The sequence below is a fragment of the Burkholderia sp. Ac-20345 genome (assembly GCF_017104825.1).
Taxonomy (GTDB): domain Bacteria; phylum Pseudomonadota; class Gammaproteobacteria; order Burkholderiales; family Burkholderiaceae; genus Burkholderia; species Burkholderia lata_B.
Map to the genome: position 1 here is coordinate 1 of NZ_JAAGPO010000152.1, position 26,850 is coordinate 26,850.

At 65.6% G+C, this 26,850-nt stretch carries 28 protein-coding genes; 14 read left to right on the forward strand and 14 right to left on the reverse strand.

Annotated elements, in window-relative coordinates; all coding sequences use genetic code 11:
- From G3O06_RS34645 to G3O06_RS34660, 4 genes are all read left to right on the forward strand, one after another.
- Positions 1–1,226: alpha-E domain-containing protein (locus tag G3O06_RS34645; RefSeq protein WP_205818899.1), on the forward strand; the 1,226-nt coding region annotated here is incomplete at its 5' end.
- Positions 1,220–2,275 (forward strand): transglutaminase family protein, encoded by a 1,056-nt coding sequence (locus G3O06_RS34650; RefSeq protein WP_174969337.1) that lies wholly within the window; start codon positions 1,220–1,222, stop codon positions 2,273–2,275. The genes G3O06_RS34645 and G3O06_RS34650, both read left to right, overlap by 7 nt.
- Before the next feature lie 99 nt (positions 2,276–2,374).
- Positions 2,375–3,079 (forward strand): hypothetical protein, encoded by a 705-nt coding sequence (locus tag G3O06_RS34655; RefSeq protein WP_241020386.1) that lies wholly within the window; start codon positions 2,375–2,377, stop codon positions 3,077–3,079.
- Positions 3,080–3,314: 235 nt separating this feature from the next.
- Positions 3,315–3,587, forward strand: a complete 273-nt coding sequence (locus G3O06_RS34660) for a hypothetical protein (RefSeq protein WP_205818901.1) — start codon at positions 3,315–3,317, stop codon at positions 3,585–3,587.
- A 67-nt stretch (positions 3,588–3,654) separates the two neighbouring features.
- On the opposite strand, the gene pip is transcribed toward G3O06_RS34660, so the two are convergent.
- The gene (pip, locus tag G3O06_RS34665) at positions 3,655–4,587 is read right to left on the reverse strand and encodes a prolyl aminopeptidase (RefSeq protein ID WP_205818902.1); all 933 of its coding nucleotides are present in this window, start codon (positions 4,585–4,587) and stop codon (positions 3,655–3,657) included.
- Positions 4,588–4,907: 320 nt separating this feature from the next.
- On the opposite strand from pip, the gene G3O06_RS34670 reads away from it, so the two are divergent.
- Positions 4,908–6,059: an acyltransferase gene (locus tag G3O06_RS34670; RefSeq protein ID WP_205818903.1), complete on the forward strand. Its 1,152-nt coding sequence runs from the start codon at positions 4,908–4,910 to the stop codon at positions 6,057–6,059.
- Positions 6,060–6,095: 36 nt separating this feature from the next.
- Here the strand turns inward: G3O06_RS34670 and G3O06_RS34675 are convergent, their stop codons facing one another.
- Positions 6,096–6,914 (reverse strand): multidrug ABC transporter ATPase, encoded by an 819-nt coding sequence (locus tag G3O06_RS34675; protein ID WP_205818914.1) that lies wholly within the window; start codon positions 6,912–6,914, stop codon positions 6,096–6,098.
- A 428-nt stretch (positions 6,915–7,342) separates the two neighbouring features.
- Here G3O06_RS34675 and G3O06_RS34680 point away from each other — a divergent pair, with 428 nt between their 5' ends.
- From G3O06_RS34680 to G3O06_RS34690, 3 genes are all read left to right on the forward strand, one after another.
- Positions 7,343–7,729, forward strand: coding sequence for a hypothetical protein (locus G3O06_RS34680; protein ID WP_205818904.1), 387 nt, complete (start codon positions 7,343–7,345; stop codon positions 7,727–7,729).
- A gap of 278 nt (positions 7,730–8,007) precedes the next feature.
- Complete coding sequence (locus G3O06_RS34685) at positions 8,008–8,397, forward strand: hypothetical protein (protein ID WP_205818905.1); 390 nt, start codon at positions 8,008–8,010, stop codon at positions 8,395–8,397.
- Between the two features lie 116 nt (positions 8,398–8,513).
- Positions 8,514–9,050 carry a hypothetical protein gene (locus G3O06_RS34690; protein WP_205818906.1) on the forward strand — a complete coding sequence of 179 codons (537 nt, stop codon included), beginning with the start codon at positions 8,514–8,516 and terminating at the stop codon, positions 9,048–9,050.
- 168 nt (positions 9,051–9,218) lie between these two features.
- Here the strand turns inward: G3O06_RS34690 and G3O06_RS34695 are convergent, their stop codons facing one another.
- The 8 genes from G3O06_RS34695 to G3O06_RS34730 all read right to left on the reverse strand — a co-directional run bounded on the left by G3O06_RS34695 (position 9,219) and on the right by G3O06_RS34730 (position 16,850).
- Entirely contained in the window at positions 9,219–10,283 is a 1,065-nt protein-coding gene (locus tag G3O06_RS34695; protein ID WP_174969402.1) for a 2-aminoethylphosphonate aminotransferase, read from the reverse strand.
- On the reverse strand, positions 10,283–11,464 hold the full coding sequence (aepY, locus tag G3O06_RS34700; protein WP_205818907.1) for a phosphonopyruvate decarboxylase: 1,182 nt from the start codon (positions 11,462–11,464) through the stop codon (positions 10,283–10,285). Before aepY ends, G3O06_RS34695 begins: the two co-directional genes overlap by 1 nt.
- A complete protein-coding gene (gene aepX / locus G3O06_RS34705) occupies positions 11,461–13,146 on the reverse strand; it encodes a phosphoenolpyruvate mutase (RefSeq protein ID WP_174910703.1) in 1,686 nt (561 codons plus the stop codon). Before aepX ends, aepY begins: the two co-directional genes overlap by 4 nt.
- Positions 13,143–13,910, reverse strand: a complete 768-nt coding sequence (locus G3O06_RS34710) for a phosphocholine cytidylyltransferase family protein (RefSeq protein ID WP_174910700.1) — start codon at positions 13,908–13,910, stop codon at positions 13,143–13,145. The genes aepX and G3O06_RS34710 overlap by 4 nt, the downstream gene beginning before the upstream one ends.
- 36 nt (positions 13,911–13,946) lie before the next feature.
- Entirely contained in the window at positions 13,947–14,948 is a 1,002-nt protein-coding gene (locus G3O06_RS34715; protein ID WP_071332784.1) for a TIGR00374 family protein, read from the reverse strand.
- Positions 14,945–15,751, reverse strand: coding sequence for a 2OG-Fe(II) oxygenase (locus G3O06_RS34720; RefSeq protein WP_174910697.1), 807 nt, complete (start codon positions 15,749–15,751; stop codon positions 14,945–14,947). Before G3O06_RS34720 ends, G3O06_RS34715 begins: the two co-directional genes overlap by 4 nt.
- A complete protein-coding gene (locus G3O06_RS34725) occupies positions 15,748–16,428 on the reverse strand; it encodes a CDP-alcohol phosphatidyltransferase family protein (RefSeq protein WP_174910694.1) in 681 nt (226 codons plus the stop codon). Before G3O06_RS34725 ends, G3O06_RS34720 begins: the two co-directional genes overlap by 4 nt.
- A 191-nt stretch (positions 16,429–16,619) precedes the next feature.
- Positions 16,620–16,850, reverse strand: coding sequence for a hypothetical protein (locus G3O06_RS34730; RefSeq protein WP_241020387.1), 231 nt, complete (start codon positions 16,848–16,850; stop codon positions 16,620–16,622).
- A 231-nt stretch (positions 16,851–17,081) separates the two neighbouring features.
- Here G3O06_RS34730 and G3O06_RS34735 point away from each other — a divergent pair, with 231 nt between their 5' ends.
- Positions 17,082–18,596: an acetyl-CoA hydrolase/transferase family protein gene (locus G3O06_RS34735; protein WP_174910690.1), complete on the forward strand. Its 1,515-nt coding sequence runs from the start codon at positions 17,082–17,084 to the stop codon at positions 18,594–18,596.
- A 37-nt stretch (positions 18,597–18,633) separates the two neighbouring features.
- Here G3O06_RS34735 and G3O06_RS34740 read toward each other — a convergent pair whose 3' ends face one another.
- Positions 18,634–20,163: a DHA2 family efflux MFS transporter permease subunit gene (locus tag G3O06_RS34740; RefSeq protein WP_205818908.1), complete on the reverse strand. Its 1,530-nt coding sequence runs from the start codon at positions 20,161–20,163 to the stop codon at positions 18,634–18,636.
- A 135-nt stretch (positions 20,164–20,298) separates the two neighbouring features.
- Between G3O06_RS34740 and G3O06_RS34745 the strand changes: the two genes are divergently transcribed.
- Complete coding sequence (locus tag G3O06_RS34745) at positions 20,299–20,739, forward strand: MarR family transcriptional regulator (RefSeq protein WP_069259684.1); 441 nt, start codon at positions 20,299–20,301, stop codon at positions 20,737–20,739.
- A 270-nt stretch (positions 20,740–21,009) separates the two neighbouring features.
- Here G3O06_RS34745 and G3O06_RS34750 read toward each other — a convergent pair whose 3' ends face one another.
- Complete coding sequence (locus G3O06_RS34750; RefSeq protein ID WP_205818909.1) at positions 21,010–21,507, reverse strand: DUF2938 domain-containing protein; 498 nt, start codon at positions 21,505–21,507, stop codon at positions 21,010–21,012.
- 140 nt (positions 21,508–21,647) lie between these two features.
- On the opposite strand from G3O06_RS34750, the gene G3O06_RS34755 reads away from it, so the two are divergent.
- Together G3O06_RS34755 and G3O06_RS34760 are read left to right on the forward strand one after the other, a co-directional pair.
- Positions 21,648–22,073: a helix-turn-helix domain-containing protein gene (locus G3O06_RS34755; RefSeq protein ID WP_174910680.1), complete on the forward strand. Its 426-nt coding sequence runs from the start codon at positions 21,648–21,650 to the stop codon at positions 22,071–22,073.
- A 104-nt stretch (positions 22,074–22,177) separates the two neighbouring features.
- A complete protein-coding gene (locus tag G3O06_RS34760; protein WP_205818910.1) occupies positions 22,178–22,975 on the forward strand; it encodes a hypothetical protein in 798 nt (265 codons plus the stop codon).
- A gap of 1 nt (position 22,976) precedes the next feature.
- Here the strand turns inward: G3O06_RS34760 and G3O06_RS34765 are convergent, their stop codons facing one another.
- Positions 22,977–23,879, reverse strand: coding sequence for a helix-hairpin-helix domain-containing protein (locus tag G3O06_RS34765; protein WP_205818911.1), 903 nt, complete (start codon positions 23,877–23,879; stop codon positions 22,977–22,979).
- Positions 23,880–24,060: 181 nt separating this feature from the next.
- Positions 24,061–25,596, reverse strand: a complete 1,536-nt coding sequence (locus G3O06_RS34770; protein ID WP_205818912.1) for a sigma-70 family RNA polymerase sigma factor — start codon at positions 25,594–25,596, stop codon at positions 24,061–24,063.
- Between the two features lie 298 nt (positions 25,597–25,894).
- On the opposite strand from G3O06_RS34770, the gene G3O06_RS34775 reads away from it, so the two are divergent.
- Together G3O06_RS34775 and G3O06_RS34780 are read left to right on the forward strand one after the other, a co-directional pair.
- Positions 25,895–26,332, forward strand: a complete 438-nt coding sequence (locus tag G3O06_RS34775; RefSeq protein WP_205818913.1) for a hypothetical protein — start codon at positions 25,895–25,897, stop codon at positions 26,330–26,332.
- A 39-nt stretch (positions 26,333–26,371) separates the two neighbouring features.
- Positions 26,372–26,850, forward strand: a 479-nt coding sequence (locus G3O06_RS34780; protein ID WP_346779572.1) for an SH3 domain-containing protein, incomplete at its 3' end; no start/stop codon positions are given.

The following is a 26,850-nucleotide window of genomic DNA, read 5'->3' on the forward strand; positions in this document are numbered from 1 at the left end:
TCATCGTGCCGAAGCCGGTGCTGCTGCGCGTCTTCGCGCTCGCCGACGGCGCGCAGCGCTGGCGGCTCCTGCCGGGCGGGCTGTCGCGGGTCGGCACGCGAGACACGCTGTTCAACGCGCCGATGCCGCGCGGCGGCAGCACTGTCGATACTTGGGTGATGACCGAAGGCATCGTCGATTCGACGACGCTGCTGCAGACACACCTCGGACCCGACGACCTCGTCGAACGCCCGCGCGCGATCGCGAGCCGCGCGGCCGAGAACCTGTTCTGGCTCGGCCGCTACACCGAGCGCGCGACCAACCTGATGCGCCTCGCGCGTGCGGCGCTCGAACGGCTGCGCGGCGAGGACGATGTCGACAGCCCCGCGCACCTGGAGCTGCTCGATACGCTGTGCCGCGACACGGGCCTGATCGCGGCCGATGCGCCGAACGCAGTCGATGCGCCGCGTGCGTTCCAGCACACGCTCGCGACGTCGCTGACGCGCGGCGCGGATCGCACGTCGGGCATCGCATCGTGCCTGTTCGGGATGCGCGGCGCGGCCGCCGCGATCCGCGAACGGCTGTCGAGCGATCAGTGGCGGTTGATCGACGACGCGACGCAACTGTTCGCGGACAGCGCGGGCCTGCCGGAAGCCGAGGAGCAGATCGGCAACGAGGCGCTGCAGTTGCTGGAGCGCCTCGGCCTGCTGCTCGGCGCGATCACGGGCGCGCAGACCGACAACATGACGCGCGACGACGGCTGGCGCTTGCTGTCGATCGGCCGGCAGATCGACCGGCTGGACTTCCTGTGCAGCGTCCTGAAGGCTGCGTTCGACGAAGGCGCGGTGCACCGGCAGGATGGCTTCGAGCTCGTGCTGGAACTGTTCGACAGTACGATCACGTTCCGTTCGCGGTTCCAGCGCGGCTTCGACGTCGCGCCGTTGCTGTCGCTCGTCTTGCTCGATACCGACAATCCGCGCTCGCTCGGCTGGGTCGTGCAGGCACTGCGTGGCCGGCTGACGAAGGTCGAGCGCAGCGAAGGCTATGCACTGTCCGAGCTGGCCGAGACGATTCCTGATGTCCCAACGTGGTCGCTGCACGAGCTGTGCGAGACCGCCGACGGCGGCCGGCACGACAAGCTGCTCGAAGCGCTCGACGCGACGGTGAAGGCGGTCTGGGAATTGTCGAACCGGATCGGCGAGCGCTATTTCAGCCACGTGCGCGAGGCGGGCAGGACGTTATGGTGACGACGAAAGGCGCGGCGAAAGCGCCACCCGGTTCCGGCAATGCGCGGAACGCACCGGCATCGGCATCTGCGCCGGCCGCACCGGCCACTGTTGCACCCGGCCGGTTGCTGCGCGTCACGCACGACACCGAATACCGTTACGCGGCGCGCGTCGAATCGGCGCAGCACCAGGCACGCCTGCAGCCGCTCGTCACGCCGCGCCAGCAGGTGCTGTCGTTCGCGCTCGACATCGATCCCGCGCCGGAATCGGTCGGTACCGAGATCGATGCATTCGGCAACGCGCGTGCATCGTTTGCGTTGAACCAGCCGCACGATGCGCTGCTCGTGCGCAGCCGCAGCACGGTGCGCGTGACGCCGCCCGTGTGGTCGCGCGGTGCGCGCGGCGAGCCGCCGCCCGCCATCGCGAAACCCGACGCGAAACAGGCGACTGCGTGGGAAGCCGTACGCGACCGCTTGCGGTTCCGCGCGGGGCAGCCCTACGACGCGGCGAGCGAATTCGTGTTCACGTCGCCGCATGTCGCGTGCGATCCCGAACTCGCCGCGTATGCGGCCGCGAGCTTCACGCCGCAACGGCCGCTCGTGCAGGCCGCGTGGGAGCTGATGCGGCGCGTGCATGCCGATTTTGCGTATACGCCGAACAGCACCGACATCACGACGTCGGCGCTCGATGCATTGCGGTTGCGCAAGGGCGTGTGCCAGGATTTCGCGCACGTGATGATCGGCGCACTGCGCTCGCTCGGGCTGGCCGCGCGTTACGTGAGCGGCTACCTGCTCACGCAGCCGCCGCCCGGGCAGCCGCGGCTGATCGGCGCTGACGCATCGCATGCGTGGGTCGAGGTGTACGACCCGGCGTGGCCCGAGGACAACGGCTGGCTGCAGCTCGACCCGACCAACGATCGCGCGCCGGGCGACGACTACGTGATGCTGTCGATCGGCCGCGACTATGCGGACGTGACGCCGCTGCGCGGCGTGATTCGCGGCGGTGGCGCGGATCAGGAGCTGAAGGTCGGTGTGACCGTGGAGCCGCTGGAAGTTGAAATGGACATGTAAGGTGTCGTCCCGCGTTCCGCATTTTGATATCATGCCCTATTAATATAATAGGGCCAAAATATAATGCGTGCCGTATCCGGGGTACTGGGCATCGTTAGCATGCTGTTCATCCTTGCGGCAGTGATCGGGTTGATCCGGCCGTCGCTATTCAAAAACAGGAAGACGGGCACAGTGCCGAAGCGCGCGCTTCTATTCTTCGGCGGCATAGCGGCGTCGATGGTGACGGTGATCGTGGCCGCAATCATTCTCCCGGAACAGGGCAACGTGGCCAAGACTGCCGATCGCCATGCAAGCGAACTTGCTTCGGTTGTCGCCGCCGTGTCGTCGGTGTCAAGCCAGACCGACGTGGCTGCGCCGCACGTGTCTCTTGATCTGACGCCGAAACAGTTTCGACGTGAGTACAATCGTTTAGCTTCCGAGTCGAGCGACAATGACACGCTCGCGGAAATCGAGATCGTTCACGATGCTGTCTATGACGGTTTTCAGCAGACGGTCGGTCGCAACCTCGAGCTAGCCGGTATTGTCAACAAGGCCGACGGAACACTTCGCGAACTCGTTATCCGCATCGGCATCAACGAACCCGGGGTGATGCTGAAGTCTGTCGCGACACTTGCCACGATCGCAGCAGCGGTCAATCCGGCTTCTTCTTCAACCGACGATACCGAGATCATCGTGCACATGATCCAGCTCGCCATGGAGAGTCGCAAGGAATCCAAATTGATCGAGCGTAGCGTCGGAAAACTGCATTACTCCGCGATCTCGAGCGATACCGCCGGCTTGCTGTTCTCGATCAGTCCGCGTTGAGCAAAACGCCACATTGGTGTTTCGGGGCATTGTCCGTCAAACGTTGACCGCGAGCGACGAATGGGGGCGCCGCAGTCATTGTGGTTTTAAGTCTTTGTTAACTCTGCACGCCTAGCATGGTGATGCCGGCGAACGGATCGGTCTCGGTCCGGGGCGCCGGCGGCACGCGCGGGTGCGTCGACGTCACGGCGCCGCACCGTCGCGCATCGCCATTCCCTTGCAACGGCGGCGGATCATGATCAAGACCTTCGACTACTCGCTCGGCAGCGACACGATTGCGCTCTGCGCGAGCTTCGGCGCGGGGCCGGCGTGGCGCCGCGTGCTCGTGAGCCGCGCGGATTCGATGGAGACGCTGGTGGTGCTCGACGCGCGTGGCCTGTCGGGCTTGCTGAAGGTGGCGACCGAGGCGCCGGAAGGGTTGCTCGACGAGGCGATTCGCAAGGTCGGCGACGAACAGCTCGTCGAACGGGCGATCAGCGGCAAGGCGATCGTCGAGGCTGCGCTTTGAACGGGCGGTGCGTGAGCTTGCCGGCCGGCAGGGCCGCACGCACCGCGTTGCATTGCGTTGATTACGCCTACGCGGCGAACCGGTCCGTCGCCGCGATCAGCGCTTCCAGGATCCCCGGCTCGTTGTACGCATGCCCGGCGCCGGGCACGATCTCGAACGTCGCATCCGGCCATGCCTTCGACAAATCCCATGCGGTACGCGCGGGTGTCGCGATATCGTAGCGACCCTGCACGATCACGCCCGGGATGCCGGCGAGGCGATGCGCGTCGCGCAGCAGTTGGCCTTCCTCGACGAAGCCCTTGTTCACGAAGTAGTGATTCTCGATCCGCGCGAACGCGAGTGCGTAGTGACCGTCCGCGAAGTGCGCGGCGAGTTTGGGGTCGGGCAGCAGCGTGATCGTGCGGCCTTCCCAGATGCTCCATGCGCGCGCGGCTTCGAGCTTCGCGGCTTCGTCGTTGCCGGTCAGCCGGCGATGGTAGGCGGCCATCAGGTCGCCGCGCTCGGCTTCCGGAATCGGTGCGACGAAGGCTTCCCACAGGTCGGGGAACAGCCACGACGCGCCTTCCTGGTAGTACCACAGCAGTTCCGCGCGACGCATCGTGAAGATGCCGCGCACGACCAGTGCGCTCACGCGCTCGGGGTGCGTTTCCGCGTACGCGATCGACAGCGCGCTGCCCCACGAGCCGCCAAACACGAGCCACTTTTCCGCGCCGACCATCTCGCGCAGGCGCTCGATGTCGGCGACCAGATGCCACGTCGTGTTGTTCTCGAGGCTTGCATGCGGCGTCGAGCGCCCGCAGCCGCGCTGGTCGAACAGCAGGATGTCGTAGCGCTCGGGATCGAACAGGCGGCGATGGTCGGGGCTGCAGCCGGCACCGGGGCCGCCGTGCAGGAACACGGCGGGCTTGCCGGCCGGGTTGCCGCAGCGCTCCCAGTAGATGCGATGGCCGTCGCCGGTGTCGAGGTGGCCGTGGGCGTAGGGTTCGATCGGTGGGTACACAGGCAGGCTCCGGGTAAGGGTCGGCAGGAGGCGGACGAGGCGCGGGCCGGTGTGCGGGCGGGGGACTACGAATGTTGCGCCGCCGCAAAAATCGTTGTGTTGGCATCGGACCGGCCGCCGCCGGACAAGGCTTGTCATTATGCCCATTCGCCGCCCCGGGCGTCGGCTCGTTGCGGCGTGCGCGGCCGCCGGTGCCGGCCCGGGGATTTTTGAAGCAATTTCATTCCGATATTTTTCATACAAAATCCCGGCGGCATATCGGCGTGCCGAAGCGGGGCGCCGGTCTGCTGCCCATCCACCGTGCCAACGGAAACCAGCCGATGAACCATCGCGTCACGCAGTTGACCGGGTTGCGCGCCGTCGCGGTCGCGATGGTTGTGGTCGGACACGCGGAGCACGTGCTGCCTGGCGGCTATACGGGCTGGTACGCGCCGTTGCGGCTGATCGCCGACGGCCGGCTCGGCGTGCTGATCTTCTTCGTCCTCAGCGGCTTCCTGATCACCAACGTATTGCGCGCGGAGTTCGCGCGCACGGGCGGCATTGCGCTGACGTCGTTCTACGTGCGCCGCGCGTTGCGGATCTGGCCGGCCTGTTACGTGTATCTCGCGGCGGTCGCGATCGTGGCCTTCACCGGCTGGTTCGACGTCGACCGCCGGCAGTGGCTGTATGCGGCGCTCCACCTGTGGAATTACTCGGCGTGGTTCGGGCTGACTGGCGACAACACGCTGCATCCGGATGGTGCGTGGTATCTCGGCCATTTCTGGTCGCTCGCGCTCGAGGAGCAGTTCTACTGGTTCTGGCCGCTGCTGTTCGTGTATGGGATGCGCCGTGGCGGTACGCGCTGGCTGGCTGCGTTGATTCTGGTCGTGCCGCTGGTGCGCGCTGTTACGTATTTCTCTGCGCCCGCGCTGCGCGGGCAGCTCGGGATGATGCTGCACACGGGCGTCGATTCGATCCTGATCGGATGCTATGCGTCGCTCAACCGCGAACGGCTCGAAGCGTGGATTCGCTCGTGGCGCGGCGAGGCGCAGATCGTGACGGCGATCATCGTTGTCGTGCTGATCGGCATGCCGCTCGCCGAACATCGGCTCGGCGGGTTCTGGAATGCGACGTACGGCGTGACGGTCGAAGCCGCGCTGATCGCGATCGTGATTGTCGCGCTGAATTTCCGTAACGAGTTCTGGTGCGCGCGGTGGTTGCGTACGCGGCCGGTCGTGTTCGTCGGTACGATCTCGTTCAGTCTTTATCTTTGGCAGCAGCCGTTTGCGAATCCGGATCTGGCGGTTCCACATGCGTTCCCGCTCGGGATCGTTTGGGCGCTGTTGGCCGCGACGGCCAGCTATTTCCTCGTCGAGAAGCCGTTCCTGCGGCTGAAAGATCGCTATACGGCGCGCGAGGCGCGACGTGTACGTGACGACGCGCGGCGGATGCCGACGTCGGGTGAGGCGATCGGGGCGAAGGTGGTGGAGTAGGCAGGTGGGGTGGTGCCACGTCGGCCTCACTTACGGTCACTTGAATCGCTTCATCGTGGCAGGCGAATACCAGAAGTCCCGGTACATATCGCTCCCGTATGATTTGCCGTCGTATTTGACGACCATTCGCACGGTGCGTTTTCCCGCGTCCGGTTGTTTGTCGTCGTTGCTTTCTGCGTTCATGACGTGTGCCGTAATCGACAGGTCCGCAAAGCCATTGTGCGACGTCTTCTCGACCGCAATCGTCATGCGGGCAGACTCGCTGCGCAGGTCGCTGGTATCGGGGCCGCACGCGGTGCCTGCGGTGGCAACCCAGCCATTGAGATTGGTGCCGAACACGGGGCGGATGCGGGCGCCTTCGCGAATCCACAGTGTCATTTCGTTCTCCATGTAGGCATCAGGGCAGCTCGGTCCGTGCGCGGTGCTGCTAAACACGACGCCGAATGCCCGCACATCGGGCGACAGCCGGTACGGCGCCGTATCGATGCGATAGCTGTTCTCGCCAATCTGCGTTGCTGCATCTTCCTGGACCACCGACTTTTCGGCCGCCACGACCTTGCCACCTTCGACGAGCGCGACGACCTGCAGCTTGTTGCTTTCGTTCGGGTCCTTGCTCTTGGGCAGCGAATCGAACGCGACTGCCGCGATCGTCGTTTCGGGCGCATTCGGCATGACCTTGCACGCCGACGCGATGACGAGTCGGTTCGCGTCGCGCGTGGCAATGCGGGCGCTGGCAATGCCGGCCCAGCGGGCGACGGCCGTGACGGTATCGTCGCCGCAAACCTGGTTGTCGGCAGCCTGAACGGCGGGGGCGGCGATGAGCGCCAGCAGTGGGGCGAAGCGAGTGACTTTCATGGTCACGATGGAGAAAAGGATTTTCATGGATTCTCTTGAATGCCGTTTACGACTCACAACAGCCATTCTACGTAACGGGACGGAAGCTGCGTGCGCAGGGGGCGGGTATTTATTTGAATTTGTGAATGGAAAGTAAATTAATTTACTAAAGCCGGCCAAGTGGGTGAAGTGTTTCGGTTTATCAAAAGCAGAAGATAACCTTTTCGGAATTTTTGATCTTTCGCGTGACGGTGTGGAGATGGAGAAACTATTGTCCGTGCCATTTGAAGTGTAGAAATTATTTGAAAATAATTTCTCATGCATATATGGTTTGCATCGTCGACATTTTCATTTGTCGGCGTTTGTTCTGGCGCTGTCTCGTGATGTTCGCCTGAAAATATGCTGTCATTTTCCAAAATCTGACACTTGCAAATCTGAGGAAAACAATCGTGACCATTCAACTTGTTGGTACCTATGTAAGCGAAGACGGTCAACATACGCTGAAAGTTACAGAGTCCACACCGTCAAATGGACAGTTTAGCGGTATTTTTACTGCGAAAAACACTCCGGAAGGTGAGGTCAGCTATAAGATCGTTAACGGCGATGCTGCCAGATGGTATTACACATTGAAGAATGCAAGCAATGATTTTGCGGGTATAGGTTTTATGGTGGCTGAAAGGCCCAGTGACGCGAGGTTTGTTCTTGTTGATTCCTGGGCTGGTTCGCTCAACAATGCAGGGGCGTTACTAATGAGTGGCTCCCGCTCTTATACAACCAATGCGGGGGATCGTCAGGTATTTTCTTTTGGAAATGTGAAATTCATTAAACAGAAGTAAAAGATGGCTTGTGACCATGAGCCGCCCCTGGTTCGCCAAAGGCTGTTTGGTTTGAGTCATGCCACTACGTGATGATGGGGTTTCGAAGCACCAAGCTCCGGTTCAGGGTCGGAAGCACACATACGCTTGCGGTGAACCTGACATTCACAACAGATGTGATGTGAATGTCAGGAAGCGACCCGAAGCGGTCGGTCGGATTCGCCGGTAGCAGACATTCGCCGCGGAGTCGGGGCGCTGGTAGGATGCGAATTTTGATCGAGATGCCTCGCAATGAACCGATGAAATTCGAAGCTGAGGGTAAGGTGGGGATCACCACTCCTAGTCCAGCCCAAATCACAAAGGGGATCCGGACTTTGAGAAGCTACGGGAAGTCATCTTATGCGTCGTTGACCGATCCAGAAGGCAACTATGTTCAGGTGGCCGGCGGTGGCGTTAGTTGCCTGATCGAGCGTTTCGAAGTCAACGCGTCGCAACGATGGAGAGCATTTCACGATAGACCTTCCCCTGTGCGCCCAGATGGCACGCTCCTTGTCTTCCGAGCGGGAAGCATCCCGATGCGTGCAGATGAATGGTTCATATCTGATCAGGTTCTGGAAGTCTTCCTAGCCTTTCTCAAAGGCACGCCGTTCCCGGAAAATGTCCAATGGAGGCCAGCCCTGGGCTTTTGACCTCTCAGGTTTGGTGAACATCACGTGTCCGATACGCATAATCCGCCCCGAGCAGACCTCAGATTTTTCGAAAGCAGCCGTTTATATATTTTTCCCGTGTCGTCAGGAAATCATCCATGCTCGCGAAAAGCATCGTATTTTTTATCGTGTGCACGTTGCCGTGCACGTCGTTTTCCCAGACTGATTCGTCGCGATTGGTACACCCTGCCAGCCAACGTGAAATAGAGGGTGACTGGCAACTGGCGCGTTTCCCCGATGCACTCCAGGCGAAAATTCTTCGGGCGAACCCATGGCCATCAGAGTGTCAGTGGTTCGCTTACCGTAAAGATGGTGTATTCAAGAGCTTGAGCCGACCAGCTGCGCCTTGTCCTCCACTAACGGCTACCGACATGGACGCCCCGCCGTTTGCCTCACCACCGAATCTGCCAGAAATTTCATGGAAGTACGAAACGGTCGAGGCGAGTGGAGAAGGCTATATCGTCATAAGTCGCTCAGATAAGAAGGGTTATCACGAGATATGGCAAGCCGACATCGTTCAGAACAGCTTCCAGAAAGGCGATATCGACTTCGTGCAAGGCGACCTAATTCTCTCCCTTGTTGACCCCAAATCAAACAAGGCTCTCTGGTATCGCCATCTTCGGCATCTCGATTGACGCGGTAGGCCACACGGTGTTTGTTGGCCGATTGTCGACAACCAAAGTCCGAATGACGAACGACCGGCATTGGCCGAACGCCGACAGTGCCCCCTGCGTCTCCGAGCAATGAGCGAACAATAAAAAAGGCCCTTGCGGGCCTTTCGTAGACGAAGGTGAGGGTAGCGCTTACCGCGTCAACGCCGTAAACCCCTCCAGCAACCGATCAACATCAGCCGCCTGAATCGCGCCCATCGTCGAAATCCGGAACAGTTCCTTCGACAACCCGCCTTGCCCCGCGTAGATCACAAATCCACGCGCCTTCAGCCCGTCATGCAGCGTCTCGTACGTCACCCCTTGCGGCAACCGATACGCACGCAACACAACCGACGATTCACCTTCCGGCAGCACCAGCGGCATCCCGCGCGCAGCAAGCCCGGCTTGCGCCTGATCAGCCAGTGCCTTGTAATGCGCATGCCGCGCACGCCAGCCACCAGCCTCATCAAACTCACGCAGCGCCTCGACAAGCGCGTAATACGCATGCACGGAAGGCGTAAATGGCGTATTCCGCTGATCCTGCAGCTTCGCGAGACGACCGAGATCGAGGTAATAAGTCCGGCTCGCCGCTTTCACGAGCGCGCTACGGCGCACGATCACGAACGCCGCGCCCGGCACACCATGCAGGCACTTGTTCGCGGTCGCGGCAACAGCATCGATATCACCGCCGGCAAAATCGATCGCTTCCGCGCCAAAGCTGCTCACACCATCAACGAGCATCTTCACGCCGCGCGAACGGCACACCTCGGCAATCGCACGGAGATCGTTCAAGCGACCCGTCGTCGTTTCATGATGAATCACCGCAACATGCGAGTACCCACCCGCATCGAGCCGCGCGGCAATCTGCGCGAGATCAGGCGCCTGCATCCACTCATGCTTGAGCACATCATGCGCGATGCCATACTGCGTAGCGATCTGCGTGATCCGCTCGCCATACACACCGTTCTCGATCACGAGCAGCTTGCCGTCCTTCGGCACGAGCGCCGCGATCATGCTTTCGACAGCGGCCGTACCCGAACCGGTCATCAGCACCGCCGTCCACTCGGCCGGATCAAGCTCATACGCGGCGACGAGACGCGCCCGCGCCTCATCCTGCAGATCGAAGAATTCGCTTTCGCGATGGCACAGGTCGGGTTGCAGCAGGCTGCGGCGCACGCGTTCGGTGAGCGTGACCGGGCCGGGGTTCAGCAGCAGCATCAAAGGGCTCCTTCAACGTGGGCTTCGGTCTGCGCGGCGCCGATGTGCCGCATCAGACGGGTCTTGACCTCGACCGGCGTAACGGTCGGGCGGGGCAGGCCGTCGGGCACGCCGGTGCGGATCGCCAGCCGCACGAACTGCGTACCGTCGTGCGACTCGGCCAGCGCAGCATCGAGCACGTCGAGCGTGTCGCCTTCGACCGCCGACGCATACCCGCACGCGGCGGCAACACCCGCGAACGAAACATGTTGCGACACGGTGGCCTGACCGCCCGTCGATTCGTGCGCGCCGTTGTCGAGCAGCACGTGCGTGAGGTTCGCCGGGCCGTAGGTGCCGAGCGTCGCGAACACGCCCATGCGCATCAGCGCGGCGCCGTCGCCATCGACGGCAACGACGCGCAGGTCGGGGCGCGCAAGCGCGAGGCCGAGCGCGAGCGGCGTCACGCAGCCCATCGAGCCAACCATGTACAGCTGGTTCGGGCGATCGTCGATCGCGTAGAGTTCGCGTCCGCAGAAACCGGTCGATGCGAGCACGACGGTCGAATCGACCGGCGTGTGCGCGATCACACGCTGCAGCGCGTCGTGACGGGTGGGCCATGCGGCAGGCGATTCAGCACGCGCCGCTGACTGCGCGGCGACATGCGCGCGCGGCTTCGCGGCCGGGTTCGCTTTCAGTTCATACGGCGCGACGCTGCCTTTCTGCATCACGAGCGCGTACGGGCGGCCCGTCGCGTCCATGTGCGCGATCGCGCGGTCGAGTGCCGGGCCGACCTGTTCGGGGTCGGTCGGGAACGTCTCCCACGGGATCTCCATCGTGTCGAGCATCGCGGGCGTGATGGGGCCCATCAGCGCGTGCTGCGGCTCGTCGGCCACGCCCGGCTGGCCGCGCCACGTGACGATCAGCAGTTGCGGCAGGCGGAATGTCCACGTGAGCGACGTGAGCGGGCTCACCGCGTTGCCGAGCCCCGAGTTCTGCATCATCGCAATGCCGCGCTTGCCGCCGAGCGTCGCGCCCGCGATCAGCGCGACCGCGTCGCCTTCGTTCGCGGCCGACACGTAATTCAGCGTCGGGTCCTGCAGCACGTAATTGATGAACGGCGTCAGGTACGAGCAGGGCACGCCCGCGTACCAGTCGAAACCGCGCTCGCGCGCGGCCTCGACGAACTGGGCCGCTTCGATCATTGCGCGCCCCCGTTGCCGGCGCCCGGTTCGGACAGCGGCGTCTGGCCGTGCGCGAAGTCGCCCGCGCGGCGGAAGTCTTCGAGATCGTTGACGCCGCGCCAGTGGCCGTGCACGTACTGCACCTCGATCTTCTCGCCGGCGGCGATCAGTTCGTTGAGCAGCGACGGGATGTCGAGCGTGTCGAAATCGTCGCGCGCCTGCAGCGTCGCGAGCGTCGCCTTCAGGCGGTCGACACCGGCGCCGCGCACGTTCAGCAGGCCGATCCAGCGGCCGTGCGGCGTGCCTGCGGCGACGTCGCTCGATACACGCTGCAGATACGTTTTCTGGCCGAACAGGCCGCGATCGTCTTCAGCCGAGCAGAGCGCGAAATCGCGCACGCTCTGGTTGGTCTCCGTAAGCGACGAATCGACCACCACGCTGAACTCGGCCTCGCTCTCCGCGAGGTCACGCACGATGTAGCTGCGGAACAGCAGGTCGCCGTACGAGATCACGGTGTCGCCGGTCAGGCGTTCGGCCGCGCACGCGAGCGATGCGAGTTCGCCCGTCTGTGCATGGCGCTCGTTGACGACGAGCTTGATGCCCGACGTGTCGATCGCGTCGGCGCGATAGCCGCCGACCACGGTGATGTCGTTCACGCCGTGCGTCTTGAAGCCGTCGACGAGCCAGCGCAGCAGCGGCTTGCCGGCGACCGGCAGCATGACCTTCGGCTTGTCTTCGGTCACGGCTTCGAGGCCCTTGCCGCGGCTCGCGGCGAGCACGATCGCCGCGTTCGACGCGCGCGACGACGACGACAGGTAGATGCGCTCGGCGGCCGAGTATTCGTCGGCGTCCTGCAGGCGGAAGATCTCGTTGACCGATGCAACGCGGTCCTCGACGTTGATCAGCGTTTCGCTCTCGTAGATCTCGCGTGCGGTTGCCTGCATCGCGGATGCCGATGCGCGGATCAGGTGGTTCGCCCAGATCACGGTGCTGATGCCGGCCTGGCGGAACACGTCGGTCGGCGTGCTGTAGTACTTGGTCGGCACGATCACGAGCGGCGCCTTGCCGCTCCATTCGCGTGCGAACTGCAGGATCTCGTCCGGGCGCGACAGCTTGCTGTGGATCAGGATCGCGTCGGCGCCGGCTTCCGCATACGCGTTCGCGCGGCGCAGCGCCTCGTCCATCCCCCAGCCCGCGATCAGCGCCTCGACGCGCGCGACGATCGAGAAGTCGGGATCGGTCTGCGAATCCTTGCCGGCCTTGATCTTGCCGCAGAACTCGTCGATTTCGGCGAGCGGCTGGCGCTCGCCGCCGATGAAGCTGTTGGTTTTCGGGAACTGCTTGTCCTCGATACAGACGCCGGCGATGCCGCGCTGCTCGAGCTTCTTCACGAGGCGGCGCACGTTGTTGAAGTTGCCGTAGCCGGTGTCGCCGTCGAGCAGGATCGGCAGGTCGCTCGCGTCGGCCATGAATTCGAGCACGTCGACGACTTGGGTCCAGCTCGCTTCGTTGTTGTCGCGCACGCCGAACTGCGCGGAGATCGCGAGGCCCGATGCCCAGATGCCCTTGAAGCCGGCTTCGCGGACGATCCGCGCGGACAGGCCGTTGTGCGCTTCCATCAGGAATTCGAGGTCGCTGCTGACGAGCATGCGGCGCAGGCGTGCGCTGCGCGATTCGGTGAAGTTGGGTTCGCGTGCGTTCATCGTGCGACTCCTGCGGTGGTGCGTTGAATCAGGGGGAGGATTTCTTGCGTGGCGCGGTTGACGTCGTTCGGGAAGTCGATCTCGATCCACGGCGAGCCGGTGACGTCGGCGACGTCGAACGAATGACCGCCTTCGAGCAGCAGGTCGCGCACGGCTTCCTCGTGCGGCATGTTCGCGCGGCCGCTGTCGACGTAGCCCGCGACGATCGTCGCGAGACGGCGCGCGGTGCCTTCGGTGAAGCGGAAGAAGCCGACCGATTCGCCGATCGTGTCGTACTCGAGGTCGACCGCGAGCTGCTTGCGCAGCTCGACGGGTACGCCGTTCTTCAGGCACAGCTTGACCGGTTCGTCGCCGGCCTCGAAGTCGCGGTCGATCAGCAGGCGATCGACCGCCTTGTCGGCATCGGCCACCAGCGCGTGCAGGATGTTCTCGTCATACAGCACGTCAGCGTCCATCAGCAGCACGTCGCCGCCGCGCGTCATCGCATCGGCGACGGTATGCACGGTCAGCACGCTGCCGAGGTCGTAGCGGTCGTTGATCACGATCTCGGCCTGGCGGCCGAGGCGCTTCAATTCCTGCTCGACCTTCTCGGACTGGAAGCCCAGCCCGAGCACGATCTCGTCGACGCCCGCGGCATCGAGGACGCGCAGATGGCGCTCGAGCAGCGAAACGTCGTCGAAGCGCAGCAGGCACTTCGGGAACTGCGCCTCGGGCGGTTGTTGCAGGCGCAAGCCGAGGCCTGCCGCAAGAATAATGGCTCGCATGGGTTCTCCAACCAAAAAGCCGGCGGATCTGAACGATCAGTCGGCGAGCGGCTGCGGCGCACGGCGCCGCTGCCAGTTTCTTTCACTGAAATGCAGATAGAGCAGGCCGGGCAGGCCGAGCGCGAGTTCGCGCGCGCGTTTCGCAAGCGACAGCGCGAGCGCCGCGTCGGGCGGCAGTCCGACCAGCGGCGCGAGGAGCAGGTAACCGCCTTCCTGCGCGCCGAGCGAGCCCGGGATCGCGAAGGCCGCGCCACGAATGGCCTGGCCGACGCTCTCGAGCAGCAGCGCGTCGAGCCAGCTCACCGGGTGCCCGAGGAAGTGCAGCGCGAGCCACACTTCCGCGGTACCGACGATCCAGCCGACGAGACTCAGTGCGAAGGTCTTCGCGACCTTCGCACGATCGCGGTACAGCGCGCCGACCGCGTCATCGATCGCGTCGGCGCGGGTGGCCAGCGACGACCAGTCGCGCGGGCCGAGCAGCTTCGACGCGAGGCGCAGGCCGCGGCCGAACAGCCCGCGCCGCTGCGCCACGTAGAACAGCGCGGCGAGGGCGCCGAGCACGCCGGTGGCGATCAGCGCGGGCGTGCGCAGGTGCGCGACCGATTCGTGCGTCGCATACAGGCTGAACGCGGCGATGCCGATCAGCGCGAACGCCATCTGCGAGAGCGCCTGCATCGTCGTGCTGACGGTGACGGCCGCCGCCGCGTCGGCCATCCGCGTGCCGCGCTGCGCGAGGTGGCGCACCATCAGCACGGGGCCGCCGATCTGCCCGGCGGGCAGCAGGCTGTTCACCGATTCGCCGACCCAGCGCGCGCGCAGCGCGTTGCCGAGCTCGGCGCCCGGCTGGCCGGGGCGGAACATCACGGAGATCGCCATCGCGTCGATCACGAGCGGCACGACGTGGAACGCCGCGACGAGCGCAAGCCCCCAGCCGGCCGCGAGGAACGTGGACGCGACTGCGCCAACGCCCTGCCATGCAAGGAGTGCGACGAAGAGTGCGGTCCCGAGGGACAGCAGGATGAGGCCGGCGCGTGTCATGACCCGGCCGTGCGTCGAGTCGCCAGTTGCTTGAACACCTGGCGGAAACCGAAATACGCGATCGCGTCCTTCATGTTCGAGATGAAGCGCTTCCACGGCCGCATGCCGGGGTTCGTCACGTATTCGAAGGTGAGCGACACGCGCATCTCGTTCTGGCCGAGCGGCGTGATGCGGTGGCGCAGCTTGTCGCCGTCGAACAGCACGATGCCGCCGTCGGCGATCTGAACGGAGCCCGGTTCGTCGGCGACGTCCGGATTGCGCGTGTGCAGTTCGTAGTCGAGCCGGCACGACGATTCGTCGATCACGCCGATCAGCAGCGTGTAGCGGCGGCCGTCGTAATACGACGTGTCGTAGTGCCAGCCGATGTGGTCGCCGGGCTTCGTGTAGTAATACAGTGCGTACGCGTGCGGATCGTCGTCGGGTGACAGCATCAGCTTGTCGCCCGTGACTTTCTCGAGGAAGGAGAGGAGCGCCTTCGAGCGATACAGTTCGGCGATGTACGGCGCCTGCTCGTCGATCGTATGGCGGCTCACGCTGCCGCCCTGCTTGTGGCCGGGCAGGTAATTGCGGTTCAGGCCAGCCTGCATCGCGCGGGCGGCGTCCGCCAGCTTCGCGTGCGCGTCGGCCGGCAGGAATGCGTCGAGGTACAGGAACGAGCCCTGGCGCGTGTAGTCGCCGCGCAGGCGGTCGAGGTCGAGCGGGCCGACGCAGTCGGCCACGGTGCGATCGGGATCGGCCGCGGCCGCGCGCACGGGCGCGGGGCGTGCCGGGCTCAGCACGGAGTCGTCGCGCGTGCTATTCATTTGGAAGCCTGGATTTCGGTGGGATTCTGAGCAACGTTGCCGCGCCGGACGATGCGCCACCAGTCGATCACGACCCAGGCGGCGAACAGCGGGGCGCCGATCGACGCCGCGAGCAGGAACGGCTCGACGCCGTCGAACAGCGTCACGAGCGGCAGCAGGTAGAGCACGTCTTCGGTTTCGAAGCCGCCGGCGAATGCCTGCTTGGTGCCGGCCTTGCCGGCGAACGATTCGATCCGCATGCGCAGGAAGAAGATCAGCGCGACGGCCGCGCCAGCCACCGCGCCGAGCAGCACCGGCGACGCGGCCATCTGGCCGCCCTGGGCGACGATACCGACCCCCATGCTGACGAACAGCGCGACCGTGACGAGCGCGTCTGCCGCGAGGTCGTAAAAATGACCGATCTTGCTCGACTTGCCGCTGATGCGTGCGAGCTCGCCATCTGTGTGGTCGACGAAGTTCGACAGCACGATGAGGAACGCGCCTGCATTGCTCCAGCCGAAGCCGCCGTGCGCGAGGCACCAGGCGCCGGCGAGGCCGATCAGCAGGCGAACTGTGGTGAGGTGATTCGGGGTGACGGGCGTGTCGACGAGCGGTCGGACAAGCGAGCGCGCGAGCCGCGCATCCCAGGTGCGAGGCAGGGGCGGTTCGGAACGTGTGGCGGTTTTTCTTTGGTCCATCGGCGAAATATATACGGAATTGTAATTTGTTGCTTTTTATTCGATCAATGTCCTGACATGAGGGAGTGTTACCGCGTCTTGCGTCGATCGGCCGGCCAAAAAGCGCGGGCGCGAAAGGGCGGCCAGACAGGGTCGCGGGATCCGTATTCCAGTGTGGTTCGCGCCACGCGGCTGTCAAGGACGGACGGGCCTCACAGGCCGGTGCGACGGTGCTTTTCGCGCTTTCCGGTGCGCGTCGCGCGGCGCATGCGAACTTGACGTGCGTCAGGCCGGGATACGCCGCATCGGGTGACAATTGGCCGCGCCGGACGGATGTCGGTCATTGCCGATTGGCAGGCGGTAAATTGCGGTGGAAATCCGTCGATTGACGCGCATGGGTTGGCGATCGACGCCTGGTTTTTCTGCTCGATGCTTTCATGCACCTTTCGTGTGCGTCCGATTTAAGCGGAGCGTCTGTCACAGAACGGCCGTTCGATACCCGGCAAATCCGGCAAGGATCTTTTGCATTTAGCGGACATTTCGCGGTGATCGCCTCTGCGATACTCCGACCGTGCCTGTGGTGCCGGCCGCCCCTCGCGGCCCCAAGGGCTTCATGTCGCTCAGGAGACACCCCCAGCGACGTCAACGACAGACCAAAGCGTCAGAAACCAGCCATGTCTTCATCACGCATCCTCGCTCCCGCCCTGCGTTCGCTCGTCCGCACCGCCGACGAAGCCGCCGCGCTGATCCGTCCCGGCATGACCGTCGCCATGAGCGGCTTCACGGGGTCGGGCTATCCGAAGGCCGTACCGGCCGCGCTTGCCGCCCATATCGACGCGGCACACACGCGCGGCGAGGACTTCCGGATCAACGTGCTGACGGGCGCGTCGACCGCGCCGGAGCTCGACGGCGCGCTCGCCCGCACCAACGGCATCTCGATGCGCCTGCCGTACCAGTCCGACCCGACGTTGCGCGACAAGATCAACGGCGGCGAAGTCGACTACCAGGACGTCCATCTGAGCCACGTCGCGCAGTACGCATGGTTCGGGCTGTACGGCGATCTCGACGTCGCGATCGTCGAAGTCGCGGGCATCCGCGAGGACGGGCTGCTGATTCCGTCCGCGTCGATCGGCAACAACAAGACCTGGCTCGAACGCGCGAAGCACGTGATCCTCGAGGTCAACTCGCGCCAGCCGCTCGGCCTCGACGGAATGCACGACGTCTACTACGGCACCGCGCTGCCGCCGCACCGCAAGCCGATTCCGCTGACGAAGAGCGACGACCGGATCGGCGAGCCGTACCTGCGCTGCCCGGCCGACAAGATCGTCGCGATCGTCGAGACCGACGCGCCGGATCGCAGCAACGCGTTCTCCGCGCCGGACGAGACGTCCAAGCAGATCGCGCATCAACTGATCGACTTCCTGCGTCACGAAGTGAAGCGCGGCCGCCTGCCGGAAAACCTGCTGCCGCTGCAGTCGGGCGTCGGCAACATCACGAACGCGGTGCTCGCGGAGCTCAGCTCGGCCGGCTTCTCGCACCTGACCGCGTACACCGAAGTGATCCAGGACGGCATGCTCGACCTGCTCCAGGACGGCACGCTGGACTTCGCGTCGGCCACCGCGCTGTCGCTGAGCCCGGCCGCCGTGCAACGCTTCGCCGACGAAATCGCGACGTTCCGCGAGAAGATCGTGCTGCGCCCGCAGGAGATCAGCAACCATCCGGAACTCGTGCGCCGTCTCGGCTGCATCGCGATGAACGGGATGATCGAGGCGGACATCTACGGCAACGTGAACTCGACGCACGTGATGGGCACGAAGATCCAGAACGGCATCGGCGGCTCGGGCGACTTCGCGCGCAACGGCTACCTGTCGTGCTTCATGTCGGCGAGTACCGCGAAGGGCGGCGCGATCTCGCGGATCGTGCCGATGGCGAGCCACGTCGACCATACCGAGCACGACGTCGCGGTGGTCGTCACCGAGCAGGGCCTCGCGGACCTGCGCGGCCTGTCGCCGAAGCAGCGTGCACGCAAGGTCATCGCGACCTGTGCGCATCCCGACTACCGGCCGATGCTCGAGGATTACTTCGAGCGCGCGTCGCGCGAAAGCTTCGGCAAGCACACGCCGCACCTGCTCGCCGAGGCGCTGTCGTGGCACGAGCGCTACGTGCGCACGGGCACGATGAAGGCCTGACGCGGGGCGAAGCGGGCGCGCGCCGCGCGTGCGCCCGTCAATCCATCGCCGCGTGCGCGATCTCCACGCTCGCCGCTTTCTGCGGCGGCCGGATCAGCAGCAACAGCGGAATCATCAGCAGCGTCGCGACGAACATCAGCTTGAAGTCGTTCAGGTACGCGATCATCGACGCCTGCTGGTTGATCGTGCGGTCGAGCAGCGCGATGTCGAGGCGGCTGCCGGCCATCGCCTGCACGGCCGGGTTGAACGGCGTGATGTGGGTCGCGAGGTCGGCATGCGCGACCTGCGTGTTGCGCGTCATCAGCGTCTGCACGATCGAGATGCCGATACTGCTGCCGATATTGCGCATCAGGCTGTAGGTGGCCGTGCCGTCCGCGCGCAGGTCGGGCGGCAGCGTCGAGAACGACAGCGCGCTCAACGGCACGAACACGAGCCCCAGCCCGAAGCCCTGCACCACGCCCGGCCACACGATGTCCGCTTCGGACAGCACGACCGTGTACTGCATCATCTGCCATAGCGCGAGCGCGGAAATCGACAGCCCCGCGAGCAGCAGCATCCGCGCATCCACGTATTTCAGCAGCCTTCCGACGAACAGCATCGCGATCATCGTGCCGGCGCCGCTTGGCGCGGTGACGAGGCCCGTCGTCGCCACCGGGTAGCCCATCAGGTTCTGCAGCATCGGCGGCAGCAGCGCGCGCGTCGCGTACAGCACCGCGCCGACCACGAAGATGAACAGCGTGCCCGTCGCGAAGTTCGGGTCGCGCAGCAGTTCCGACTTGAAGAACGACGCCTTGCCGACGGTCGCCGTGTGCACGAGGAAGAACGCGAAGCTCAGTGCCGCGACGATCGCCTCGATGCGGATCTCGTACGAGCCGAACCAGTCGAGCTGTTCGCCGCGGTCGAGCATCGCCTGGAACGCGCCGATCGCGAGCGCCAGTGTCGCGAAGCCGAACGCGTCGAATTTCACGTGCGGGCGCGGCGCGCGCGCGGGCAGGAAGGTCATCACGCCGGCGAGCGCGAACGCGCCGATCGGCACGTTGATGAAGAACACCCAGCGCCAGTTGTAGCTGTCGGTGAGCCAGCCGCCGAGCGTCGGGCCGAGGATCGGGCCGACCATCACGCCCATTCCCCAGATCGCCATCGCCTGGCCCTGTTTCTCGCGCGGGTTGATGTCGAGCAGGATCGACTGCGACAGCGGCACCAGCGCGGCGCCGAACACGCCCTGCAGCAGGCGCGCGCCGACGATCTGCACGAGTGTCTCGGACAGCCCGCACAGCGCCGACGCGACCGTGAAGCCCGCGATCGACACGATCAGCAGCCGCTTCACGCTGAGCCGGTCGGACAGCCAGCCGGTGAGCGGCGTCGCGATCGCCGCAGCGACGATATAGGAGGTCAGCACCCACGTGATCTCGTCCTGCGACGCGGACAGCGTCCCCTGCATGTGTGGCAGCGCGACGTTCGCGATCGTGCTGTCGAGGGTCTGGATCAGCGTGGCAAGCATGATCGACAGGGTCAGCATCGGCCGGTTCAGGGCGGGCGAGGCGGGGGCGGCGGCGGCGGGGCTCAAGCGGGTGTCTCCGTGGGGCGGTCGCCGTGGGCGGCGATCCTGCGTGGCGGGAATTATAAGCACGCTTATTATATATCCGCTTATCGCCAGACCACGAGCCGCGGGCCGTTCCAGGCTTGACCCTATAATCCGCGGATGGACAAGACTTACGAGAACCGGATCGGCTATCTGATCGCCGACGTCGCCCGCCTGAACGGACGCCTGTTCGACCGGCGCGCGAAGCGCATCGGACTGACACGGGCGCAAAGCCGCGTGCTCGCGTACCTGACGTGGAAGGGCGAGATGAATCAGGCGCGGCTCGCCGAATGGCTCGAGATCACGCCGATCTCGCTGACGCGGTTGCTCGACCGGATGGAAAGTTATGGCTGGATCGAGCGCATCGCGAACGACGACGACCGCCGCGCGTTCGTGATCCGGCTGACCGACAAGTCGCGCGAGATCTTTCCGCAGATGCTTGAAGTGGGCGACACCGTCGCCGACGACGGGCTGCGCGGCTTTACGCCCGACGAGCGCGATACGCTGGTGCGGCTGCTCGGGCGCATGCGTCACAACCTGATCGACTGCGGCGGGGAGTGATGTGCGCCGCCATCCGGGCGGGCTGGATGAGCGGTTTGAAAATAGCGGGAGCACTGGGAGGTGGCGCGCAAGCACGCCGCATTTGCCCGCATGCCGGAATGGGCATCTTCATCGTCGATGCGCCGGTGTTGATGCCCGGCGCGGCCTTGGTCCGGCTCGCGCAGGGTGATGTGCTTGTCACGACGCTCGACGATGCGCTTGCGTGGGCGTCGACGTCGGCTCGGTTGAGCCGACGCTACCTGTTACGGCTTTTTTGGCGAAGCCGTGTGCTCAACGGGCCAGCGCTGCGAGCGCGAACGCCGACAGATAGAGCCCCACGCCGTACGACAGATGCGCGACGATGCTGCGCCGGCGCGCAACGCGCGGGTGCGGCGTACGCGACGCCGCGATGCCGAAGCCGAACGCGGGTTGCATCACCAAAAATGGCGCGGCCACGCTGGCGAGGCCGGCGATGATTGCAGGGAGCAGCGTCGGCGTGCTGATCCATTCCGTGCCTGCAACCACGACCGGCAGTGCCGCGAACGCGATGCCGATCGCGTAATGCGCGATCCAGCCGAGCGCTCGCTCGCCCGGCACGGGCGCCGCGGCGCCGATCGACACGTGCCGGAACCGGCCTTGCATCATGTGACCGATCCAGCGGCCGACTAGCGCATAGTCCAGCGACGGAATGCCGAATGCACGCCGCCGGAACAACGTCCACAGGTCCATCACGAGCGTGGCGCCCGCGCCGATCAGCAACAGGTTGAGGAGGAGGTCGGGCAGGCTCATCGTGACCCTCCACGGAGAAGGGCAAAGGCTGCACGGCGCAGCGAAATACAGCGTGGTTTCAGCGGGTTCATGGCAGTCAGCGCTTGTCTTTATGGAGTCGAGCGACTATCTTGCAACTTCAAGTTCACTTGAGGTCAAGCATGAGTCGGCTGGACATTGCAGATGTGGCGCGACGCTCGGGATTGCCCGCGTCGACGCTGCGCTACTACGAGGAAAAGGGGCTGATCGTCCCGACCGGCCGCCACGGGCTGCGTCGGCAATACGACGAGTCGGTGCTGGAGCGCCTGGCGCTGATCGCACTGGGCCGCGAGGCTGGTTTTTCGCTCGACGACATCCTCGCGATGGTCGGCACGGACGGCCTGCCTGCGATCGATCGCGCGAAGCTCGACGGCAAGGCCGACGAACTCGACCGCACGATCCGCCGTCTCGGCGCCGTTCGCGATGCGCTGCGGCATGCGGCCGTGTGTCCTGCATCGAACCATCTCGAATGCCCGTCGTTCCAGAAGCTGCTGCGCATTGCCGCGCATCGCCATCCGGCCCGCCGCACGAAGGCGGAAGGCGCGTAAGCGACGCACTTGCTTCAGCGGGTTGGAGTGGCGGCCCGACGGCAGGGTGGCGAGCAGCACCATTCCGTACCGGACATCACTAACAAGAACAACGGGGTTGCCGCGTGTGGTTTTTGCTTGTGCTTTATGTGCTTCCTGCCGCGTATGCGGCATCGAAGGTCGGGCCGCATTATGGGTTTCTCGCCGGGTGCGCGACGATGGCCGCCGTGCTGGCGATGCAGACCGCGCTGCTGACGTGGGGCACTTCATGGGTGAAACGGCGGCGCGGGGTCGTTGAACCGCCTGACATGACCGCACCGCCCGTATCGACCGATAGTCTGGAGGACGAACCGGTTGACGAGCCCGACGACGCGCCCGATGTGCCGCTTCGATACGGCGAGCAGGCACGGTTCAAGCAACTGGTCCTGATTGCCGACACCGCACGGCCTGACGTCACGCGCAGCTTCTACGACAACGCGAAGCGGACGATCGAAGCGTACGTGGATGTCGAGACGGGGCGCGAAGGTTCGGGCGCGGCGATGGTGTCGACGGCGGAACTGGCCCCGGAAGACGGCCTGTCCGCCGCGCCACCGGACGAAACGCTGACCGTGTTCGTGTCGAACGACGGCGCGTGGTCGGGGTTCCGCGTCGGCGACGACAGCTTCCGGTTCCGCCACGGCGCAATCACGAGACTGCGGCTCACGCAGGTGATTCCGGTTCGCTGGAAGGGCGGCTACATGGTGACGTTCTGGTTCGACGTGCCGAACCGGAAAAGCACGGCCGACTACGAGTCGTTCTCGACTTGGTTCTATCTCGCGGCAGACTATTCTGGCCGCCGCACACGCGCGCTCACCCATGCATGTCGCAAGATCGCGTCGGAGCTCGGCGTCGCGTTCGACGTCGACGAAACCGGCGACGACTGACTCATCCTGCGTAATACACGCGGCATTCCTGCTCGCGCCCGCGCACGATGCGCTTGCCGACGAGCGAGCCGTACGTTTCGGTGAAGACCGTGCGCTGGTGCTCGCACTGCAGCGCGTCGTAGAAATAGAGCGAGACCCAGTCCGTCGGGCGGGACGCCTCCGGCGTGCGCATCGCAGCATGCAGGCATAGCGCGGTGAAATGCCAGCCGCCCTTGGTCATGTGCATCACGGGCAGCGGCATGTAGCCGTCCGCATTCAGCCGCCGGTGCGCGATTGCGCGTTGCGCAACGCCAGGCGTCGGCAACACGCCGGCGGCGGCCTTGTTGCGGTACAGGCGGTCGATGTAGAGCAGCAGTTCGACGGGCGGCTCCGTGCCGGGGCCGGCGTCCTGCACGTGGCCCTGCCAGCGCCGTCGGCGGCTCAGCACGTCGTCGAGCGCGGTGCGGATGCCGGCCGCGCGCCGCGGGCCGACGCCCGAGATCGTTTCGAGCTGGCCGTTGCGGGCCGCGCGTTCGAGCTCCTCGAGCGTATCGATGTGCAGCAGGTCGTGAATGCGCAGCGCGAGCGCGTGGCCGATGCCCGGTACTGCTTCGAACGCGGAGGTGCGCTCGGCGTCGCCGCACAGCCGGTCGAGCTGGCGCCAGCGTCCCGTCACCAGCAGCTCGGCGATCGCCTGGGCGACGCCCGTGCCGATCTCGGGCAGCATACCGAGCGCATCGACGCCGCCGGACTCGAATAGCGTGCGGATGTCGAGGTCGAGCGTATCGACCGTCCCGGCCGACGCGCGGTATGCGGCGACCCGGTACGGATTCGCGCCCTGGTCAGCCAGCCGCTGCGCCGCCTCGCGCAGGCAGGTCGCGATATGCCGGTTTTCCTCGTACGTTTGGCTGGCGCTCGTCTGCATGGCGAGGGACCCGGGGAAGCACAAACGGAATGGACACGGCGAACGATGCGCCGGTCGGCTTTTCATCATTGTCGCGACACGCGATGAAGAAAACTTGACGCACGTCAATGGCAAACGTAGCACAGGTTCGAAGCGCACGGTCGTGCCGGAAAGTGGCACGACCGTGCGTCGCTCGATGCGATCACGCGTCGAGGAACGACTGCGCGTTTTCGGCCTCGGCGGCCGTGCGCAACGCGGCGAGCGCCCGTTTCTCGATCTGCCGCACGCGTTCGCGCGACATGCCCGCGTCCTGCGCGATCGCGTCGTAGGTATCGGGCTCGGTGCCGCCGAGGCCGAACCGCCGGCGCAGTACGTCGGCCTCGGCCGGCGTGACCGACCGGAGCAGCGACCTCACGCACTCGCGCATGCGCGTGTCGGCCAGTTGCTCGAACGGGCTGGCCGACGTCTGGTCCTCGATCAGCTCCACGAGGCCGGTGTCCGCGTCGGGCAGCGGCGCGTCGAGCGACACGGGCTCGGCAGGCAGCGCGAGCACCGCGCGCAGCTTGTCCTCGTCGAGGCCGGTTTCGGCCGCGAGTTCGCCCGGCGTCGCCCGGCGGCCCGTGCGCTGGCGAAAACGCAGCGCATGCCGCTGCACGCGCTGGTACTGGTCGCCGACGTGCACAGGCACGCGGATCGTGCGTGCGCGATCCGCGACCGCGCGCGTGATCGCCTGGCGGATCCACCAGGTCGCATAGGTCGAGAACTTGAACCCGCGCCGGTATTCGAACTTCTCGATCGCGCGCATCAGGCCGAGGCTGCCGTCCTGCACGAGATCGGGCAGGTCGACGCCGCGGTTCATGTATTTGCGCGCGATCGACAGCACGAGCCGCAGGTTCGCCTCGAGCATCGCGCGCGTGGCGTCACGCACCTTATGCTGGCCGTCGGTGAGCGCGGCGGCGAGTGCCCGTCGCGCGACCGTGTCGAAGCAGGCGGCTTCGTCCGCTGCGGTGCCATGCGGCGCGGACGCGAGCGTGCGCACGACGCGGCTCGCGTCGTCGACGGCCGGTGCGACCCACGCGATCGAGCCGAGCAGGGCAGCCACGTGGTTGCGCGCGTCACGGTACTCATCCGAACGGAAGCCGTGCGCGTGCAACGCGTCGCGCAACGCCGCGACGGCCGCGTGCAGCGCGTCGTAGCTGGCCGGCGCGGGCGTGTCGGCGGCGTCGTCATCGGACGATCCGGCAGTGCCGGTCGCAGCCGTTGCGCGATGACGCGCAAGCAGCGCGCCGACCGCCGCCGGATGGCCGGCGAGCGCGTGCAGGATCTGGTGGCGGCCCGTCTCGATCTCGCGCGCCAGCACGATTTCGCCTTCACGCGTGAGCAGCGGCACCGCCTGCATGCGCCGCATGTAGAGGGCGAGCGGATCGGTCGATGCGCTCGTGCCGCGTGCGAGATCGCCGAGCATCGCGCGGCCTTCGTCGAGCGCATCGCGATCGACGTCGACAGGCGCCGAACCGGTGAACGGCGCAGGCGCGGCCGGCTCGTCGAGCACGGCGATGCCGATGTCGGCGAGCGCGGCGCGCACGACGTCGAGCGCGTCGGGGCTGTCGCTTTCGGGCGGCAGCGCGTCGACGAGGTCGGCGTGGGTCAGATAACCCTGTTCGCCGGCGAGCGCCAGCAACTGGATGATCGGGTCGAGCGGCGTGTCCGCCCGGGGAGTGGGGCGCGGCGTAGTCATGTCGATGGCGGCGTGAGCCGCGTTCCTGTCGGGGCGGGCCGAAGTCCGCCGGTTTCGGGCCGCCGGTTGCTCGCGAACCCCCGTCCGCGCCGGCCAGCCTGACATCGTTCAAGTTGAGGGCGTTTGCGCAAACTTCAACGCGAGCGCGACAGACGTGCCAGCACGCGGCATTCCCGCACGACCGTCCGGTGCAGGAAACAAAAAGTAACCGATCATACCCAGCGGTAATCTGCAGGGGACGTAAGCTAGAGTCAGGCGCGCGCCTGGCGGCGACGCGCGGACTCTGCCGGAGCAAGACATGACCCCGATTCCTGCCGCGAGGTGTGCGGTATTCGCATTGACGACGCTGACCCTCGGCGGCTGTTATTACACGAGTCCGTATGGCTATGCTCCGTACTACGCGCCGGCACCGGCCACGCTGACGCAGCGCGAGATCCCCGTCACGCCGGCTACACCGGGCAACGCTGCGCCGGGCCCGGCTGCGGCGGCGGTCGCGCCGCCGGTGGTCGATCCGGCTCCCGTCTACGTCGCGCCGGCCTATCCGGCGCCGTATCCCTATCCGTATCCGTACTATGCCCCCGCGTATTACCCGGGCTGGTACGGCTGGGGTGCGCCGGCGATCTCGGTCGGCTTCTGGGGCGGCTGGGGCGGCGGCTGGCGTGGACGCGGCGGGTACTGGCATCGTCCGTGGGGCGGCAGCCACTGGGGTGGCGGCTGGGGCGGGCATCGGCATTGACCGGCGCGCGGCGGCACCGCGCGGGAGAGCATCATGAGCATGAGGAATACGATCGTTCGCGGCCTGTGGGTCGCCCTGTTCGGCCTGGCGGCCGCGCCGGGGATTGCGCAGGCGCAGAGCACCGGCTACACGAACTCGCCGGCCGAACTGTTCGCCGGGCCGGCGCCCGACTATCCGGTCGTCGCGCAGATTCCGCCAGGCACCGCGCTGGACGTGTTCGGCTGCCTGAGCGACTACTCGTGGTGCGACGTTGCGCTGCCGGGCGTGCGCGGCTGGATCGACGCGCAACTGATCGACTATCCGTACCAGGGCGGTTACGCGCCGCTGCTCGAGTACGGCGCGATCATCGGCGTGCCGATCACCGGGTTCGCGATCGGCGCGTACTGGGATCGCTACTACCGTCACCGGCCGTGGTTCCATGACCGCGACCGGTGGGAGCACCGCGCGGAACCGCGGCTCGGCCCGGGCGGGAGGCCGCCGGGGCAGGGGCGCCCGCAACCGGGCGGGGCGGTGCAGGT

Excerpts from the sequence above, each read along its gene's own strand:
- G3O06_RS34650 (WP_174969337.1), top strand. The coding sequence starts at position 1,220 with ATGGTGACGACGAAAGGCGCGGCGAAAGCGCCACCCGGTTCCGGCAAT.
- G3O06_RS34655 (WP_241020386.1), top strand. The coding sequence starts at position 2,375 with ATGCTGTTCATCCTTGCGGCAGTGATCGGGTTGATCCGGCCGTCGCTA.
- G3O06_RS34660 (WP_205818901.1), top strand. The coding sequence starts at position 3,315 with ATGATCAAGACCTTCGACTACTCGCTCGGCAGCGACACGATTGCGCTC.
- G3O06_RS34670 (WP_205818903.1), top strand. The coding sequence starts at position 4,908 with ATGAACCATCGCGTCACGCAGTTGACCGGGTTGCGCGCCGTCGCGGTC.
- G3O06_RS34675 (WP_205818914.1), bottom strand. The coding sequence starts at position 6,914 with ATGAAAGTCACTCGCTTCGCCCCACTGCTGGCGCTCATCGCCGCCCCC.
- G3O06_RS34685 (WP_205818905.1), top strand. The coding sequence starts at position 8,008 with ATGAAATTCGAAGCTGAGGGTAAGGTGGGGATCACCACTCCTAGTCCA.
- G3O06_RS34690 (WP_205818906.1), top strand. The coding sequence starts at position 8,514 with ATGCTCGCGAAAAGCATCGTATTTTTTATCGTGTGCACGTTGCCGTGC.
- G3O06_RS34695 (WP_174969402.1), bottom strand. The coding sequence starts at position 10,283 with ATGCTGCTGCTGAACCCCGGCCCGGTCACGCTCACCGAACGCGTGCGC.
- aepY (WP_205818907.1), bottom strand. The coding sequence starts at position 11,464 with ATGATCGAAGCGGCCCAGTTCGTCGAGGCCGCGCGCGAGCGCGGTTTC.
- aepX (WP_174910703.1), bottom strand. The coding sequence starts at position 13,146 with ATGAACGCACGCGAACCCAACTTCACCGAATCGCGCAGCGCACGCCTG.
- G3O06_RS34710 (WP_174910700.1), bottom strand. The coding sequence starts at position 13,910 with ATGCGAGCCATTATTCTTGCGGCAGGCCTCGGCTTGCGCCTGCAACAA.
- G3O06_RS34715 (WP_071332784.1), bottom strand. The coding sequence starts at position 14,948 with ATGACACGCGCCGGCCTCATCCTGCTGTCCCTCGGGACCGCACTCTTC.
- G3O06_RS34720 (WP_174910697.1), bottom strand. The coding sequence starts at position 15,751 with ATGAATAGCACGCGCGACGACTCCGTGCTGAGCCCGGCACGCCCCGCG.
- G3O06_RS34725 (WP_174910694.1), bottom strand. The coding sequence starts at position 16,428 with ATGGACCAAAGAAAAACCGCCACACGTTCCGAACCGCCCCTGCCTCGC.
- G3O06_RS34735 (WP_174910690.1), top strand. The coding sequence starts at position 17,082 with ATGTCTTCATCACGCATCCTCGCTCCCGCCCTGCGTTCGCTCGTCCGC.
- G3O06_RS34745 (WP_069259684.1), top strand. The coding sequence starts at position 20,299 with ATGGACAAGACTTACGAGAACCGGATCGGCTATCTGATCGCCGACGTC.
- G3O06_RS34750 (WP_205818909.1), bottom strand. The coding sequence starts at position 21,507 with ATGAGCCTGCCCGACCTCCTCCTCAACCTGTTGCTGATCGGCGCGGGC.
- G3O06_RS34755 (WP_174910680.1), top strand. The coding sequence starts at position 21,648 with ATGAGTCGGCTGGACATTGCAGATGTGGCGCGACGCTCGGGATTGCCC.
- G3O06_RS34765 (WP_205818911.1), bottom strand. The coding sequence starts at position 23,879 with ATGCAGACGAGCGCCAGCCAAACGTACGAGGAAAACCGGCATATCGCG.
- G3O06_RS34770 (WP_205818912.1), bottom strand. The coding sequence starts at position 25,596 with ATGACTACGCCGCGCCCCACTCCCCGGGCGGACACGCCGCTCGACCCG.
- G3O06_RS34775 (WP_205818913.1), top strand. The coding sequence starts at position 25,895 with ATGACCCCGATTCCTGCCGCGAGGTGTGCGGTATTCGCATTGACGACG.